Raw genomic sequence first — 16,131 nt, forward strand, 5'->3', positions numbered from 1 at the left:
TGGGTCTGTTCAGAGTGCGGAGCTGAACATCTGCGTGACGTAAACGCAGCAAGAAACATTCTTGCGGTCGGGCATGACCGTCTAGCTGTAGGAATCCCCGTCCTTTAGGGCGGGGAGGATGTCAAGAAATCGCCTTGCTCATTCGAAACACTTTCTTTTTATACATTTCATTGATGAATCATCATCAATTACTGACTCAGTTTTAAGCATTTTTCGTATGAATACCCTGCCATAGATTTGCTGCAAGGACGCAGCTTATAAGATAAATCTTCCTCATATTTAATTTTTGCTCTGATTGGTTTTTTGAACCAATTCGCATAATGCTCAAAAAAAATGAGAACTGGTTCAGATTTCATCAGAACGTCTGCTTGCTAAAAACTTTATTTGGTGGATTGTATACAGTATGCATTTTGTAAAGATAGGTTTAATACGACAATGGTTATATTAACCCGGCTTATTTTTCCAGGTAAACGACATTTTAATGATTGCATGTGGAGGATGTGAGTTCGGAACAACATTCAGCAATGTGTGAATTACAAGAATAAAAAAGTAACAAGGAATAATAATGAATAAAAAGGTACTAGCACTCGCAGCAGGGCTGGTGGGGATGGCCGGGCAAGCCACAGCACAAACGCCTCCACCTGTAGAACAGCCCAGACTGCAGGTCCCCATCAGTATTGATCGTCCCGAAGTCAACAGTAAACCGGTTCAGCAGTTAAGCCCGATGATGTCCGCTTTCGCCCAGGCTCAGTCAGCCTGCCAGAACTTTATTGGTCTGGGTGGTTGGGATCTGGTCAATAAACTCGCCGCCAGCGATGCCCAGTGTGTCAATGATCTTTTCAACGTGAAGGGCGCTAATGCCACTTCACTGTTCAGTGAAAGTAACATGCGTTATGTGCTTGCTGGGATCAGGGACAGGGCGCTCAGTTATACCGGAACCGATACTCAGGGCCTTGAGTCATTGATTCTGTATGTAAGAGCGGCACTGTATGTTCAGTTTTACAACCCCAATGATGTACCGGCTTATTCCAGTGCTGTGACCAGCGACATGCAGACGGGATTAACCAACTTCTTTAATAACAGTGCAGCCTGGACCGTCAGTGATGATAATTCTGCCGTTTTGAAAGAAGCTCTGATTCTAGTTGATTCCGCTGGTTTAGGTGCCTATTACAACTGGGTGACCATTCGGGTTCTGCGAGAGTATGACGCTGAGTGGCAGGCCATCTGGGGGATGAATGCAGCCGCTAACTCGGTTTTTACCACCCTGTTCCGAGGGCAATGGGATCAACCGATGAAGGATCTTTTCGCTTCTGATTCTTCCATCATTGATGAACTCTATGCTTTCCAGGAGCGTAATCGTAATGTTCTGGGTACCAATGCCCAGTATGTACTGGTCAATGCTGTACGAGAGATGTCGCGTTTTTATTACATCGATACTCTGAAAGATAAAACCAGTTCCCGTGTTATTCAGGTGCTGAACTCAACTTCCAAGGAAGATGAAACCAAAGTGCTCTGGATGGCGGCGGCAGAAATGGCCGACTTCTATGATCGGGCCAACTGTGAAGCTTATGGCATTTGTGGCTTTAAGCACGAGCTGGAAAAAGAAGTATTGTCGTTTAATTACAAATGTTCGGACTCGCTGAAAATGCGCTCCCAGCATATGTTTAATGATCAGGGAGATTGGGCCTGTGAGGTTCTGGGCAACCAGGAAACCTACTTCCATACCAAGCTGGCTACTGGGAATCAGCCAGTTTCCAACGATAACAACGACGATCTTGAGTTGGTGATTTTCGACAGTTCCAGTGATTACCAGTCCTTTGCGGGGACCTTCTTTGGTATCAATACCAATAATGGTGGTATGTATCTGGAAGGCTCTCCGGCCAGTGTGAAGAACCAGGCCCGTTTTATTGCTTATGAAGCCGACTGGCGCCGTCCTGACTTCCATGTCTGGAACCTGCAGCACGAATACGTTCACTATCTGGATGGTCGATACAACCTTTATGGCGATTTTGGCCGCAGTATTTCCGCCAATACCATCTGGTGGATTGAAGGTCTGGCTGAGTACATTTCTTATAAAGATGCCAATACCTCTGCGATAGAGATGGGCGCCAGCAGAGATTATCCGCTGTCGACTATTTTCAAGAACGACTATAACTCGGGACAGGATCGTATCTATCGTTGGGGTTACCTGGCTGTTCGCTTCATGTTTGAACGTCACCGCAGCGATGTTGACCAGATTCTGGCTTTCCTGCGTAACAACCAATATGAAGAGTACCAAACCTTCATGGACAACATTGGTAGCCGTTACGACAGTGAGTGGTACTCCTGGTTAAGCAGTGGCTTGTCGACATCCGATGACGGTATTGTGGACAAGGGGCCCAGTGACACTGATGCGGCTGCCAGTGGTCAGGACGGCAACTGGAATGGTGGTGGAAACCCCATCAGTCTCGACTTCTCACAATGCAGTCCGGATAACGAAGCCAATCGTCATAATCCAGATTCGTCATCGGCTGAGCTGGATCAGGTGATTGAATGCGTGGATTCCAAAAGTGGGCGAGCCAGCTTCGCCTTTGCTAATACCAATAACAGTGATCAACCGGTCTGGATCAAGATCGGAGGAGGCTGGGGCGATGCTGATATTTACTTCAGTTCCAACGGCTGGGCCAGTGGCGAGGACAATGAAGGCTTCAGTATCGGTGATGGTAACTATGAAGTGCTCAAGGTTAATCTGAATCCCGATGAGTATTGGCATTATGTGACCCTGTCTGGTGAATTCGGCGGCGTTGATATTCTGCTAAGTACCTCAGAAGTCGCAGCAGATCCTGATCCTGATATGGGTGACGGTACTGATCCAGGCGACGGTACTGATCCAGGCGATGGTACTGATCCAGGTGATGGCACTGATCCAGGTGATGGCACTGATCCAGGTGACGGCACTGATCCAGGCGATGGCACTGATCCAGGCGATGGTACTGATCCGGGTGATGGCACTGATCCGGGTGATGGCACTGATCCAGGCGATGGCACTGATCCAGGTGATGGTACTGACCCAGGCGATGGCACTGATCCAGGTGATGGTACGGATCCGCTTCCGCATTGTGGTGATGCAACACTGAACTATGGGCAACTGAGTTATGGCGCTACTGAGTGTGTCAGCGGCACTAAGAATAACTTCTATGTTTGGGTAGAAGACGACAATACTCAGTTAAGTATTGTGGCCAGTGGTGGTGACGGTGATGCCAACCTTTACTTCAATGCCGATAGCTGGGCAGACAGCTCTAATGCACAGGCTCGCTCTGAGCAGGTGGGTAACGAAGAAGTTCTGACCGTTACTGCAAATCGTGGCTGGCGTTACATCACGGTTCAGTCTGCCAGTTCGTTTGACGGTGTTTCACTGGTAGTGAATCTGGGTGGCAGTGATACAGTAACGCCTGTGCCTGAGAGTGATGTTCCGAATCAATGCCAGTCTTCAGGTCCGGTGAAGTATACCGAGCTGACTTCCGGACAGGCGCTGTGCAGCGAAACCAATGCACGGAATGATTACTACATTTTTGTAGAAGAAGGAACTAGCAGTCTAACCCTGGAAACCGATCACGGTACAGGCAACGTCAGTGTTTATGGTCGCAGTGGCTCATGGCCGACCAACTCAAGCTATGAAGTACAGTCTACCAACGCCGGTAACAAGGAGAAATTGCAGATTAATAACCCGCCTCAGGGTTGGTACTATTTCATTGTAGAGAGTGATCCAGAGTCCAGTGGTGTCGCTGTTCTGGCAACCATGCAGTAATGGACAGGGTGGCGTGCCTGGCACGCCACCTGCTTAAACCTTTTAATAAAAACAACTGCCAGTGAAGTAGGAAAGTGTGATGAAAAAATGGGCGTTTCTGTTGTGCATTGTACCAGCCATAGCCTTTGCTCAAGCAAGGAGTCAGGCTGACATATTACTTGATCACCTGCAGATAGAGCAGCAGACCAGGGTCATTGAACGACAGCTTCAGTCTCGTTATGTCCACCTTCTCAAAGGTTATGAAATCCCTCCCAATCAATGGGAGTTGGAGAAAAAGTATCAGGAGCGGGCTTTTAATCTGGCCAAAGATCGTTTGAATCCTGAAGAGCTCAAACCCCTGATGATCGAAAAAGTAGAATCCATTTATTCAAAAGAAGAGCTGGTTCAGCTCAATGTGTTTTTCAGTAGTGAAGTCGGTCAGAAGTTTTTACGTAAACAATCCCGATTGCTCGATGGTCTGAATCAGGTGGTAAGAGGTGAGCAGATGCTGATTGAGGAAGTTTATAAAAACCTTGTCAAGGAGTTTGTGAAGTCAGCAGGTCTGCAACCCATTGGTAGCCCCAATAATCGACCTGTCTTGCCAATTCCCGCACAAAGACCACCGCTTTCTGCGCCTCCTTCCAGGCCAGCACCTTCTGAGTAATCAGAGTCGGCGAACGAATTCGAGAATGAGCCCCCTTTGCCACAGCCGTGTCTGTGGCTTTTTTAAATGTTCTGGAATCTTTTCTGAAAAAAGCAACCAATGGACAGCACTTTCGTGAAAAGAATTAGCAAGGCTGGTATTGAGTTTGACTGTAAGCAAACGCCCTTTAGCTGTCAGTCTCAGATGCAATTTAAAGGCTAATGAGGTGTTGAGCGAGTAAAGAGTTTTGCTTTCTGCATGAAATGGGTTCGAAAGCTTGAAGTGCTTAGATCAAACTTCAAAAAAACCTTCCTGATACAAAAGCAATAAGTGGGCTGCGCTCCATCCAAAATTAGTCGCTCCCTGCATTTCACCGGTTTCGGGGTTGTAGTTCTCTCGTATAGGCTGGTTACCAGTCAGCCCCTTGGCATTTTTCAAAAGCTTGTGCGCGAGTATGCTTGCTTCTTTGTGATACCCATAATTTTTGATTGCCACCAGTCCAAAATACAGTTGGTCTAGCCAGACTCGTCCTCGCCAGTACGCTTCAGGGTTATAGGCCGGGTTTGAGCGGGCTGCAGTTCCCAGGGGAACAGGGGTATTAAATTCCTTTTCATCCAGCATGTTTTTGATGACAGCGCTGGCCTGTCTGTCAGTGGCCAGGCCTGTAAACAGTGGTGTCCAGCCTTCGGGCCCCCGGCCACGACTGGTCAGGAGCGGTTTTTCTTTATTAGAGTCGGTTAGACTCCGGTCATAAAAAAAGCCGCTGATTTCATCATAAAACTGGCTACAGATAACAGGCTCCAGCCACCGGGCCTGAACAGCAAAGTCTCTGGCAATGGCGGTTTGGCCCAGTTTTGTAGCAAAACGGGATAAAATCTGTTTTTCCTGACAAAGGTAGGAGTTTATATCCACCGAGACCTGATCCAGAATATAGCCACTGGTATTGTTATGTTTGTCTTTTACCGTTTTTATCTGCGATGGCCATTCATCGATTGTGTGATCCGTATCGTCATCAATAAACCCAAAACGAGCGGCATTATCCATTCCGGATTCCCACGAGCAGGCTATGCGAACCGAGAGGGAATCCTTGGAGAACAGGTTTTCAGGATGGAGGGTGGCACCATAAGCTACCAGTGGATTTTCGGGAGGTCGGCGGTTTCTGTACCACCAGAAATGATATCGACAGAGCTTTGGAAATAAGCCTTGGAACCAACCAGCAGCTTGTTCGGGGTGCTCTTTGTACAAGGCCTCAAAGACGGCTTCAACGGCCCAGGAAGCCAGAGAGGGTTTGCTGTTTCTTTCATTCCAGTTTTCACTGTCGAATCCATGTTCAGAGGGTGATTCCTGAACAGAAGGCTTTCGTTCACAGCTCTGGTTAAAAAAGATCGTATCAATCAACATCCCTTCATCCTGAGGGCGAACCGGGTCGTCTGTCTGAATCTGGTAGTCAAAAACCGCATCAATAGAGGCCTTTGCCAGCCAGGGATCCAGACTGGCCATGGCTCTGACCATTTTCCAGCTGTCCCAGGGCCAAAGGCCATTGAACCAGCGAAAACTGTTAGAAGGGGTTAGCCCTGAGTGTTTAATGGCACCAGCGGGCGATCGCCAGTTACCCATCAGAGTTTCAATACACTTGACGGCCAGCCGATTGATGTCTGAAGAGTGAAGCTTCCCGGTTTGAAGTGTTTGTTGAAGATAACGCTGCCATCGCTGCTCTGTCTTTGAGATATACGTTTCTGGTGACTGGAATACCTCATCAATAAAGGCTTTTTCCCTGCTGATTTCTTCCGCTGAAAATAAATAAGAATGTGTCGTGTATAGAACGATACTGTCTTGGCCTGAAAGTTGAATGCAGGCTTCAGAGAGGTAGTGGCTTCCCCCACTGTGGGTGCTGTTGACACAATCTATATTTCGTTTGATCAGAAACCCTGAATGTCCTGAAAACAGCATATCGCTGGTGGCTCTTAACCGTTCAAAGGTCGCTTGAATGTCGTGGCGGTTCAACCGCCAGTATCGATTCCATTCAGGGAATTGTTCATTAACCGTTTTTTGATCATCCCATTGCTCCAGAAAAGAGCCGGACCAGCTCAATTTCAGCTTTCTTGTATGAGGGGTTTTATTCTCAATTTGGGTTGTAATCAGGCTGGTACGGTGTGAAATAAAGTGCAATTCAAGGGTGAGTTTAACTGTATCGTTCTCGAATATTTGCTGTAGTTTCCCGGGTAAACTCACTCTGGTGCATTGTTGTGGCGTAAATACTGCGGGTTGATTCCGGGTTAAATCAAAAATAGTGAGCTGATCAAAGCATTCAGCAAGATACACCGTGTATTCTTCGGCGATAATCGCCGGTCCGGTGAATGCACAAAGAGTGTCGTTTTTATCGGGTAAGAGGTAGCCATGCCAACTGCCATTGTCCATGAAATGGTTGAATTTCTGATTCTGATAAGAATCAAAAACACAGTGGGCGCTGGGCTTGCCAGTGCGATCAATAACGTTGGCGTAGGTAAGCGGCATGAATTGTGTTCAAAATAAAAAAAACACCAACCGGAGTTGGTGCAAAGGGTGGATAGAAGGTTGGGGCGCCCGAAGGCAAACCCCGTTCAGGATAAAGTGTGATTAGAACCTCTGTGTGTAGTTGGCGTAAATGGTCCGGCCTTTAATGCTATAAAGCTCAGCGTTATAGGTTTTTCCATCATCTTCAAAAGAAGGTTCTTCGTCGAACAGGTTTCTGACACCCAGACTGGCTGTAGCATCCCAGGGCAGGTTTACTCGATAGTTAAGAGTGAATGTAGTATATGCAGAGATATGGCCGTCTTTCTTTAGAGAAAGAACCTTGCCATTGTCATCGTAGCTGACATTTTCATCCTCATACTGACTGGCAATATAGTAGGCTGACAATGATACGCGATGCATGTCATTTGGTGTGTTATATCCGACTGTTGCATTTGCTCTGTATTCAGGAAAACCATTCAAACCAGCATGGTCATAAGCCTTCTTATCAACAGAGTCAGCATACTTATAATCAAAGATGTAACTACCGGCTACAGAGAAGTCCATCTGACCATAGTGCTGGAGATCAAGGTCATACTCAACAGACGCATCGAGACCTCTGACTTCTCTTTCAGAAATATTGATGCTACCAGTGATTATTTCCTTTATATCACCGTTGTTTTGACGGATAACATATTCGGAAGAGTTATTCTTGGCTTCTTCTCGAAGTAAGAAATCTTCATCTACCTGTTGAATGAGATCCTCTGTTTTGATCTGGTAGAGATCAAGCCTTAAGGTTAAGTCTTCAATTGGTTCGTAAACTGCACCTAGCATCAAAGTAGATGTTTCTTCAGGCTTTAAATCTTTATTTCCTTTACTTGTTATTGCTGCTTCATAAATGGTCTCAGGACAAGCAGTATCTGAAATCCCATTAGCCTGACAAGTTTTGTAATCGTAAACTTCGGAATAGCCGGTGCTAGCGGGAGTGAAAAGGTCACTGAAGTCAGGTGCTTTGAAGCTTGTTCCGTAACTGCCTCTAAGCATAAGATTGTCAAATGGGGTGTAGCGAATAGCCACTTTGGGGTTCGTGGTATTGCCGAAATCACTGTATCTATCCTGACGTAAAGCTAAGTTGACTTCTACTTGGTCGGTAACAGGGAGGAGAGCTTCAGCAAAGCCAGCTTTAATGGTTCTGTCGCCACTATAAGTCCCACCAAAGACTCCAGCTATATCGCCAGAGTCTGATAATGGATCAAACTTGTTTTCAAGCTTGTAGGAAACATATTGAGCTCCCAAATAATAACTGATCTGCCCACCAGGTAACTCACCAGCACTAAAACCAAATCCACCAGAAGCTGTTTTACTGTCTACATCAACATCTGTAACCCAAGTATGACGAATTTCATTTATGTACTTAGAGTTAATGTCTCCATTCGTCTGAAAGAAGTCTTCCTTTTCGTTTGCTAACTCCTCTAATTTCACAGTGTTAACCATGTTAGTGCCGTTAGAGGTGTAAGTGCTTTTGCTTTGCATGTAGTTGATATTCCATTCGAAATCATCAACAAAATTTAATTCAAGAGAGCCCTTCAAACCCATGTGCCCACTTAAGTCTACGCCTTCAATTTCATAGACACGATTGCCTAGAACATCGAAGCGATATCTTACTGTTGCAGATCCCCTGTCTTCTGCTTTCAGGTTTAGGTTATTTGGATCAAAACCGTTATCCTGAAAGAACTTGGCACCGCCTGGCTTACTGGAGTCCATGGTAAATTGTACAGGAACAGGAGCAGCAGTATTGGCTGTATTTCTCAAGCCAAAACTAATCCCACCGCTGAACTCAATACTATTTCCAAGGTCGTAACTTCCTAGAATATTGACCATATCCCTTTTCATTTCAGGAGTAAGATCTGCTTCTGCTGTATAGTCATAAGCACAATATGTGTTGATACTATCTTTTTGTTTGAATGGGCCGTAAAAGTTCGTTTTATTCTGGCATGAGCCAGCTATTGGCTGATATGAACCTCCACCATTTTGATAAGTGTTTCTTCCAAAAGTTGAAACTCCATAGGCGTCGTTTATGAACTCTGAATTAAGCCCGGTTGCCTTTGTATAGTCTCGATCAGCGGAGACAATATTGCCAGATTCATCATGTTCATAGCTAATCAGCATGTTGCCCTTATCGTTTGAGCCACCCCAAAGTAATGAAAAGGAATCCTCGTCACCACCTTCTCCATCAGGTCTCGAACCACCAACAGATAACTGTAAGCCATCAAAATCCTTTTTCATAATAATGTTTACTACACCTGCCACAGCATCAGAACCGTAAATAGCTGATGCTCCATCAGGCATGATTTCAATTCGTTCAACAGCGGCTGCTGGAATTGAGTTTACATCGACAATGCCGCCATACATTACACCCGACCATGGCACACGACGACCGTCTATTAAAACCAGAGTATTTTGAGCTCCCAGTCCACGCAGATTAATCGTGGCTTGGCTTCCCCAGGAGTTATTGCCTTGAGCAGAGTAGGAGCCGAGAGAATTATAACTAGTGCTTTGAAGTACATCTGCAACAGTCATTAAACCACTGTCTTCAATGTCTTCTCGGCTGATTACCGTGATTGGAGTAGCACCCTCAACATCAATTCGCGCAATACGTGAACCGGTGACTGTAATCTTCTCAATCTTTTCAACTTCTTGAGAACTGTCTTCAGCAAGAGCGGGGAAGCTGTAGCCAGTCATCACTGCAGTGATGGCTGTGGCGAGCAGCGTCTTCCTTGGGATTTCCATGTGTGTGCGTACCTGTATCTTTTGTTGTTATTTTTTTCTTACGATTCTATTAAACAATAAAGCGAATACTGTATACAATATCCATGTATAAAGAATATTGTATACAATCTATGTGAATGCAATTCATGTTCCATGAAATGGGAACGGTGTCACATTTCTGTAAACTGAATGTCAAAATGAACAATAAAAATAAACACGACAGTCACGAGCTGGTTGCTGAAAGTGAAAGAGGCAGGCAGGAATCCCTGTCTCTTAAAGAACGACTGGCTGAGCGGGATGGCATTCCGGGGATTCTTGAAGATTACTCTGTGAATGGCATTGGTAAAGAGAGCCCCAGGGCTTGTTGCTTTAACTATTCAACACGTACGGAAGCGCTGAAGAATCAACCTACTCAGTCAGTCAACTATCTGGATCTCAATGGTTTCTGGAAATTCAATCTAGTCACCTGCCCACTAGACAGGCCTGCCAACTTTTATAGTGCTTCTTATGATGACAGTGAGTGGTCATCTATTAAGGTGCCCGGAAACTGGGAAGCCCAGGGTTTTGATCATGCTATTTATCTGGATGAACGTTATCCCTTTCCTTCAAGGTGGCCAAAGGTTCCCAGGGATTACAACCCAACGGGCAGCTTTCGAAAGCACTTCACAATGCCTGAAAACTGGGATGGCAGTGAGGTGTTTCTTTATATAGGAGGAGCACGATCTGCACTGATAGTCTGGGTCAATGGTGTGCCAGTGGGGTACTCTCAAAACGCCAAAAGCCCTGCGGAATTTCGTATAACACCCTATCTCAAGACCGGGGAGAACCTGATCGCTCTGCAAATCTACCGCTGGAGCAACGGCAGCTATCTTGAAAAGCAGGACATGCTCGATATGTCAGGGTTAGAGCGTGAGGTCTATCTCTACAGAACCCACTCAGTACGTTTATATGACGTGCATTTTGAGGCATTACTGAATACCCGAAATCAGTCTGGGCAGCTAAAACTGGAGGTTGGTCTTAAGCGGTATGATCCATCTTCCGACCCGTCGTCATCGATTGACTATCGTGTACAGGTTGAAGGTTATTTACCCGGCCATCAGCCAGGTATTGATCAGCCTGTCTTTATTCTTTCCCGTTCAGCGGATGTTGAGGCACAGGAATCATGCCTCTCTTTTGAGCATGCTCTGGAGGAGGTGCATCCTTGGAGTGCAGAAACCCCTGCGTTATATACACTGCTGATTACTCTGTTTGATCAGCGTGGCAATGAGCTTGAAGCCATCAGGCAGCATGCTGGTTTCCGAAAGGTTGAAGTGATCAATGGCATTCTGACCGTCAATGGTGCTGCAATTCATATAAAAGGGGTTAATCGTCACGAAACCGACCATCGATTTGGGCATTACGTTCCCCGTGAGGTGATGGAAGAAGATATCCGGTTGATGAAGGCCAACAATATTAATGCTGTCCGTACCAGTCACTATCCCAGTCATCCCTATTGGTATGAGCTTTGCGATCGTTATGGTCTTTATGTGGTCAGTGAAGCCAATATTGAATCTCACCCCCTGGCTTTGTCGGAAGAAACCCAGATTGGCAATGATCCCACCTGGCTGCCGGCTCATCAGGATCGTTTACAAACCATGGTCGTTGAACACCGTAATCATCCCTCTGTGATCATCTGGTCACTGGGCAATGAAGCAGGTCACGGTTGTGTCTTTAGGAGTCTTTACTATTGGTTGAAGTCGTTTGACCCAGGTCGTCCGGTTCAATATGAACCTGCCGGTCAGGATGAGTACACCGATATCATCTGCCCCATGTACCCTTCGCTGGATCGATTACGGTCTTTGGCAGAATCACAGAATGACAGACCTGTGATCATGATTGAATACAGTCATGCCATGGGTAATTCAGTGGGGATTCTTGCGGATTACTGGCATTTGCTGGACCAGCACCCCCGATTGCAGGGAGGTTTTATCTGGGAGTGGTGTGACCATGCACTTGAATTGCAGGATGAATCCGGAAAGCGCTTTTGGGGTTATGGGAAGGATTATCATCCGGATCTGCCAACGGACGGCAACTTTATGAACGACGGTCTTCTGGCTGCTGACCGGACACCGCATCCACATTTGGAAGAGGTAAGATCAGTTTATCAGCCGGTCAGAGTCAAATTCGAAACGTGCACTCTCAATGAGTGCCTGAATGAGTGCCTGAATGAGTGCTTGAATGAGTGCCTGAATGAGTGCTTGAATGAGTGCTTGAATGAGTGCTTGAATGAGAGTCTGGTTGTCGAATTACAGATTGAAAATCATTACGATTTTATCGCTCTGGATCATCTTGAATTGCATTGCGAGTTATTGAGTAATGGCTTCGGGATACAATCACGACAATATGTGCTTCCAAAAACACCCGCAAAAGAGTCTTCCAGATTGGTGTTGTCGTTTGACCTCTCTGAAATAAATTCTGAAGATGAGCTCATACTGACCCTGAACTTTCAGGTCAATGGTTCAGCCAATACTTCAGGGCTACTGGTTTCTGGTCATAAAGTGGCATGGAGTCAGATCCTTTTACAGTCGCCTGCCAGCCATAGTGTGTTCACAGATTTGACGGGTCCTGAGTGTTTTCAGACGTCGAAATCGATCTGGATCAGTAACAAAGAGGTGGAAATTGAATTCTGTCGTGAAACCGGGACATTAAAGCGCTATCAAGTCAGTGGACAATCCATTGTGAACAGTGGACCGGTCATTAATTGCTTCAGAGGTCTGACCGACAATGATTTGGGCTGCAATACTCAGGAAAAATCCCAAGTCTGGCAACAGGCATCGAAGAACCAACAATTTAAATTCTGTGATCTTGTGACAAAAGAATCTGGATTGATTCAGATAAACACCCTTTTTCACTTACCGGATGTGAATGCCAGTCTGACAATCAATTATTTAATAAACGATCGGTGTCAGATAAAGGTGAGTACCCGGTTGGCGTTGACGGGTGAGAAGGATTTGCCCGATATGCTGCGATTTGGTTTGCAGCTGAGGTTGAATAGCCATTATGAGCAAATGAGCTGGTATGGGAGAGGTCCTGGTGAAACCTATGTCGACCGAAAGGGGCTGCCTCTGGGAATCTATCAGGAGAAAGTCGGGGATCAGTTTCATCGTTATCCCAGGCCACAGGAAAGTGGAAACAAAAGCGATGTTCGCTGGGCTCAATGGCTGAATGAAGAGGGCTCGGGCATCCGGTTTGAAGCAGAGTTGGACCGGCTGAATGTTTCTGCCTGGCCCTTTGAGGCATCGGAGCTGGATTTTAAACCCGACCTCTCCGGCGAGTGGGGAGCATCTGGTCTGACGCCGTTAACCCGTCGCCATGGAGCAGACATTAAAGAATCGGAAATCATTACAGTCAATATTGATTTGATGCAGGCGGGGGTAGGGGGACAGAACTCCTGGGGAGCTGAATTACTGCCTGAGTACCGGGTGCCTGCCAGAGACTATGAATTTTCATTTGTGATCGAAGCTATTTCGTCATGAAGAAACGTGAAATAACAACAAGAAACCAGTAAGCAATGGAATTGGAAATGAAAAGAGTAACGAAAGGATACCTGCCATCTCTGCTAAAAGCGTCGCTTTTTGCCGTCCCCATCTTATTATTCGCTGGTTGTGCTCCGCTATCAGAAACGGAACCTGAAAAAGCAGCCAACACATCAGATGCCATTATTAAAAGCGTGAATGATCATCGGGAATATCATTATCTGACCATGGAAAACGGTGTCCGGGCACTTCTGGTGTCGGATCCCAATACCGATAAAGCTGCCGTATCCATTGATGTTAATGTCGGTAGCTGGGCCGACCCCCAAGGCAGAGAAGGGCTGGTGCACTTTCTGGAACATATGCTGTTTTTAAAAAGTGAAAAATACCCGGAGCTGGACGGCTATCGTGAGTTTATTCGCAGCAGGGGCGGGACGAATAATGCGACAACCTATGCTCAAAACACCAACTACTATTTTGAGATTAATGCGGATGATCTGCAACCAGCCCTGGATCGTTTAGCCTATTCAGTGGCTAAACCCATTCTTGATAATAAATATGTGGATCGCGAGCGTAATGCCGTGGATTCTGAGTTCCGACTGAACTTTAAAAACGATGGTTGGAGAAAGTACATCACAGAAGGCATGGTCAGTCGTGACGATCATCCTTATTCCTCATTCAGCACCGGGAATCTGGATACCCTGAACAACAATGATGGTCAGTCACTGCTGGCAGATCTCAAAGCACTGCATCAGGAATACTATGTGGGCAGTAATATGGCAGTGGTTGTTTACGGTAAAGAGCCCCTGACAACGCTGGAATCCTGGGCTAATGCTTCACTCAGTAGTATTAAAGCAGGCAGGGGCTCGGTGTATGACCATGAGGAGCCTTTCAGGGAAGATCAACAAGGTGTAAGAATTAATATTGAAACTCTGGCAGACAGCTACGATCTGAAACTGGTGTTCTCGCTGCCAACAACCCTGAATGCCTATAAAGTCAAACCGCTTCATTATCTTTCCAAAGTGATTGGTAATGAAGGGCCGGGCAGTCTTCACAGTGTTTTGAAAGAAAAAGGCCTGATTGAAAATCTATATGCCTATGGTTGGGACTATTCAGGAGCATTCAGTGAGCTCGAAGTTGCACTGGAACTAACAGAGGCCGGTTATAATCAGTTGGACTTTGTGACTGAAGCCACCTTCTCTTACCTGAATCTGCTACGTGAACAGGGCGTTTCCGAGTCACTGTATCAACAGGCTGCCAGCCTCGCAGCTATTGATTTCCAGTTTCAGGAACAAAGCCGCCCCGTGGATTACGCCACAGAGATCTCCCAAAGACTGCAGTACTATCCTGCCAGTCATGCACTATTCCTGCCTTACAGTTTGGAATCCTATGAGCCTGAATTGATTCAGAGTTATCTGGACAAACTGACGCCTGAGAGGGTGAGGCTAGTCGTATCGGCAAAAGAAGTGGAAGTCGATCAGGTCGAACCTTTTTATCTGACCCGTTTCGGGGTAAAGCCGCTTTCAGAGGATTTTCTTAAGCGACTTTCAGCGCCTGCTGCTGTGGAAGGGTTAACGGTTCCTGCCACCAATCCCTACATACCTGACGATTTCACCGTGTTGTCTGCAACTGGCTCAGAGCAGTTAGCGCCTTCCTTGTTGATTGAGCAGCCGGGTTTACGACTCTGGCATCTTCAGGACCAGACTTACCAGCAACCTAAGTCAGACTTGAAAGTGCATTTCTCAACCCCTGTCGTCAGTCAGTCGGCCAATGAAATGGTCAAGTCCTGGCTGTTGGGCAGACTTTATCTCAAGTTACTCAATGAAAGGACTTACCTGGCTTCCCAGGCCGGTATGACCTTCTCCCTTTGGCCCACATCTTCCGGTCTGGAAATGTCTTTGTCAGGGTATCAGCAAAAACAGCCACAACTGCTGAACTCTGTGCTGGAAACACTTCAGTCTGAGTCTTTCAGTGAGGAGGCATTCCAGGGTGTCAAAACCGCTTTGGCTCTGGACCTGAAGAACTCGTCCTTAAATACTCCGGATGATCAAGCCTATGATGCGCTATGGAATCTGATCAATGTCGACCGGTTCAGCTATGAAGAAGCTCTTGAGTCGTTGAACACCGTTTCTCTTGAGGAACTCAATGCTCACCGCAAAAAAATATTTGAGCGGGCCCATCTGGATATTCTTGCTCATGGCAATGTCTCCAGGCAGCAGGCGCTGGCCTATGCAGACAAACTGAAATCTCTGGTCGGGCAGCCGGCACAACCCTATAAAAGTTCTATCTATGATCTGAAGGCGCAGGAGACACTGAACCTGCAACTGGATATTGATCATACGGATTCAGTCTCTGTTCTTTACTATCAGGCGAAAGAGGAGGATGTAAAAAGTCACGCACTTTATGCCTTGTTGGGTGAAATGCTGGGGTCTGATTTCTTCAGGGAGTTACGCACCAAGCAACAGTTAGGCTATGTCGTCTGGGGTGGGGCGAACCGTATTAAGGATCGTCCAGGGCTGGCATTTCTAATACAGTCACCCAATACGAATCCTGATGAACTGAAGAACAGAATGCTGACTTTCTTTGATGAGCAGCAGAAAGAAATTAAATCTCTGGAGAGTGAAACGTTAGAGACCTATAAACAGGGGCTGGTTGATGACTTGCTCAAGAAAGATCTGAGCCTCACTAAAAGAACGAACCGGTTCTGGCGTTACATCAGCAGTGATGAAATCGACTTCGGCGAGACCGTAAAGTTTGCCCAAGCGATTGGTGATATCACCAAAGAGGAGCTGGTTCGGGTCTATGATTCAGCCTTGCTGAGCGAAGATGCATTATCTCTTGAAGTGAAAAGCTATGGCACTCGACATCAGAATGAAGGGAACGATGTAGAAGAGAGTACAGTCTGTGTGGGATTATCCTGCATTGAAATGACGGGTGTGCCTAAGACATAA

7 protein-coding genes are annotated in these 16,131 nt (G+C 46.3%); 5 read left to right on the forward strand and 2 right to left on the reverse strand.

Annotation, left to right across the window (positions count from 1 at the left end; genetic code table 11):
- The 3 genes from ACR2PX_RS09635 to ACR2PX_RS09645 form a co-directional block, all read left to right on the forward strand.
- Window positions 1-108 (forward strand): zinc ribbon domain-containing protein (locus ACR2PX_RS09635; RefSeq protein WP_433997355.1); only part of this gene is annotated, 108 nt, incomplete at its 5' end.
- Between the two features lie 457 nt (window positions 109-565).
- Entirely contained in the window at window positions 566-3,787 is a 3,222-nt protein-coding gene (locus ACR2PX_RS09640; protein WP_433999147.1) for a collagenase, read from the forward strand.
- Between the two features lie 79 nt (window positions 3,788-3,866).
- The gene (locus ACR2PX_RS09645; RefSeq protein ID WP_433999148.1) at window positions 3,867-4,430 is read left to right on the forward strand and encodes a DUF2059 domain-containing protein; all 564 of its coding nucleotides are present in this window, start codon (window positions 3,867-3,869) and stop codon (window positions 4,428-4,430) included.
- A gap of 270 nt (window positions 4,431-4,700) precedes the next feature.
- On the opposite strand, the gene ACR2PX_RS09650 is transcribed toward ACR2PX_RS09645, so the two are convergent.
- Entirely contained in the window at window positions 4,701-6,923 is a 2,223-nt protein-coding gene (locus tag ACR2PX_RS09650) for an MGH1-like glycoside hydrolase domain-containing protein (RefSeq protein WP_433999149.1), read from the reverse strand.
- 102 nt (window positions 6,924-7,025) lie between these two features.
- Window positions 7,026-9,689: a TonB-dependent receptor gene (locus tag ACR2PX_RS09655; protein WP_433999150.1), complete on the reverse strand. Its 2,664-nt coding sequence runs from the start codon at window positions 9,687-9,689 to the stop codon at window positions 7,026-7,028.
- Between the two features lie 176 nt (window positions 9,690-9,865).
- Between ACR2PX_RS09655 and ACR2PX_RS09660 the strand changes: the two genes are divergently transcribed.
- Both ACR2PX_RS09660 and ACR2PX_RS09665 read left to right on the forward strand, forming a co-directional pair.
- Window positions 9,866-13,183, forward strand: coding sequence for a glycoside hydrolase family 2 TIM barrel-domain containing protein (locus ACR2PX_RS09660; protein ID WP_433999151.1), 3,318 nt, complete (start codon window positions 9,866-9,868; stop codon window positions 13,181-13,183).
- A gap of 47 nt (window positions 13,184-13,230) precedes the next feature.
- Entirely contained in the window at window positions 13,231-16,131 is a 2,901-nt protein-coding gene (locus tag ACR2PX_RS09665) for an insulinase family protein (protein ID WP_433999152.1), read from the forward strand.

It is taken from the genome of Endozoicomonas sp. (assembly GCF_051008435.1).
GTDB lineage: Bacteria > Pseudomonadota > Gammaproteobacteria > Pseudomonadales > Endozoicomonadaceae > Endozoicomonas_A.

Bases quoted from the DNA above. Each gene is read 5' to 3' on its own strand.
- ACR2PX_RS09640 (WP_433999147.1), top strand. From the start codon at position 566: ATGAATAAAAAGGTACTAGCACTCGCAGCAGGGCTGGTGGGGATGGCC.
- ACR2PX_RS09645 (WP_433999148.1), top strand. From the start codon at position 3,867: ATGAAAAAATGGGCGTTTCTGTTGTGCATTGTACCAGCCATAGCCTTT.
- ACR2PX_RS09650 (WP_433999149.1), bottom strand. From the start codon at position 6,923: ATGCCGCTTACCTACGCCAACGTTATTGATCGCACTGGCAAGCCCAGC.
- ACR2PX_RS09655 (WP_433999150.1), bottom strand. From the start codon at position 9,689: ATGGAAATCCCAAGGAAGACGCTGCTCGCCACAGCCATCACTGCAGTG.
- ACR2PX_RS09660 (WP_433999151.1), top strand. From the start codon at position 9,866: ATGAACAATAAAAATAAACACGACAGTCACGAGCTGGTTGCTGAAAGT.
- ACR2PX_RS09665 (WP_433999152.1), top strand. From the start codon at position 13,231: ATGAAAAGAGTAACGAAAGGATACCTGCCATCTCTGCTAAAAGCGTCG.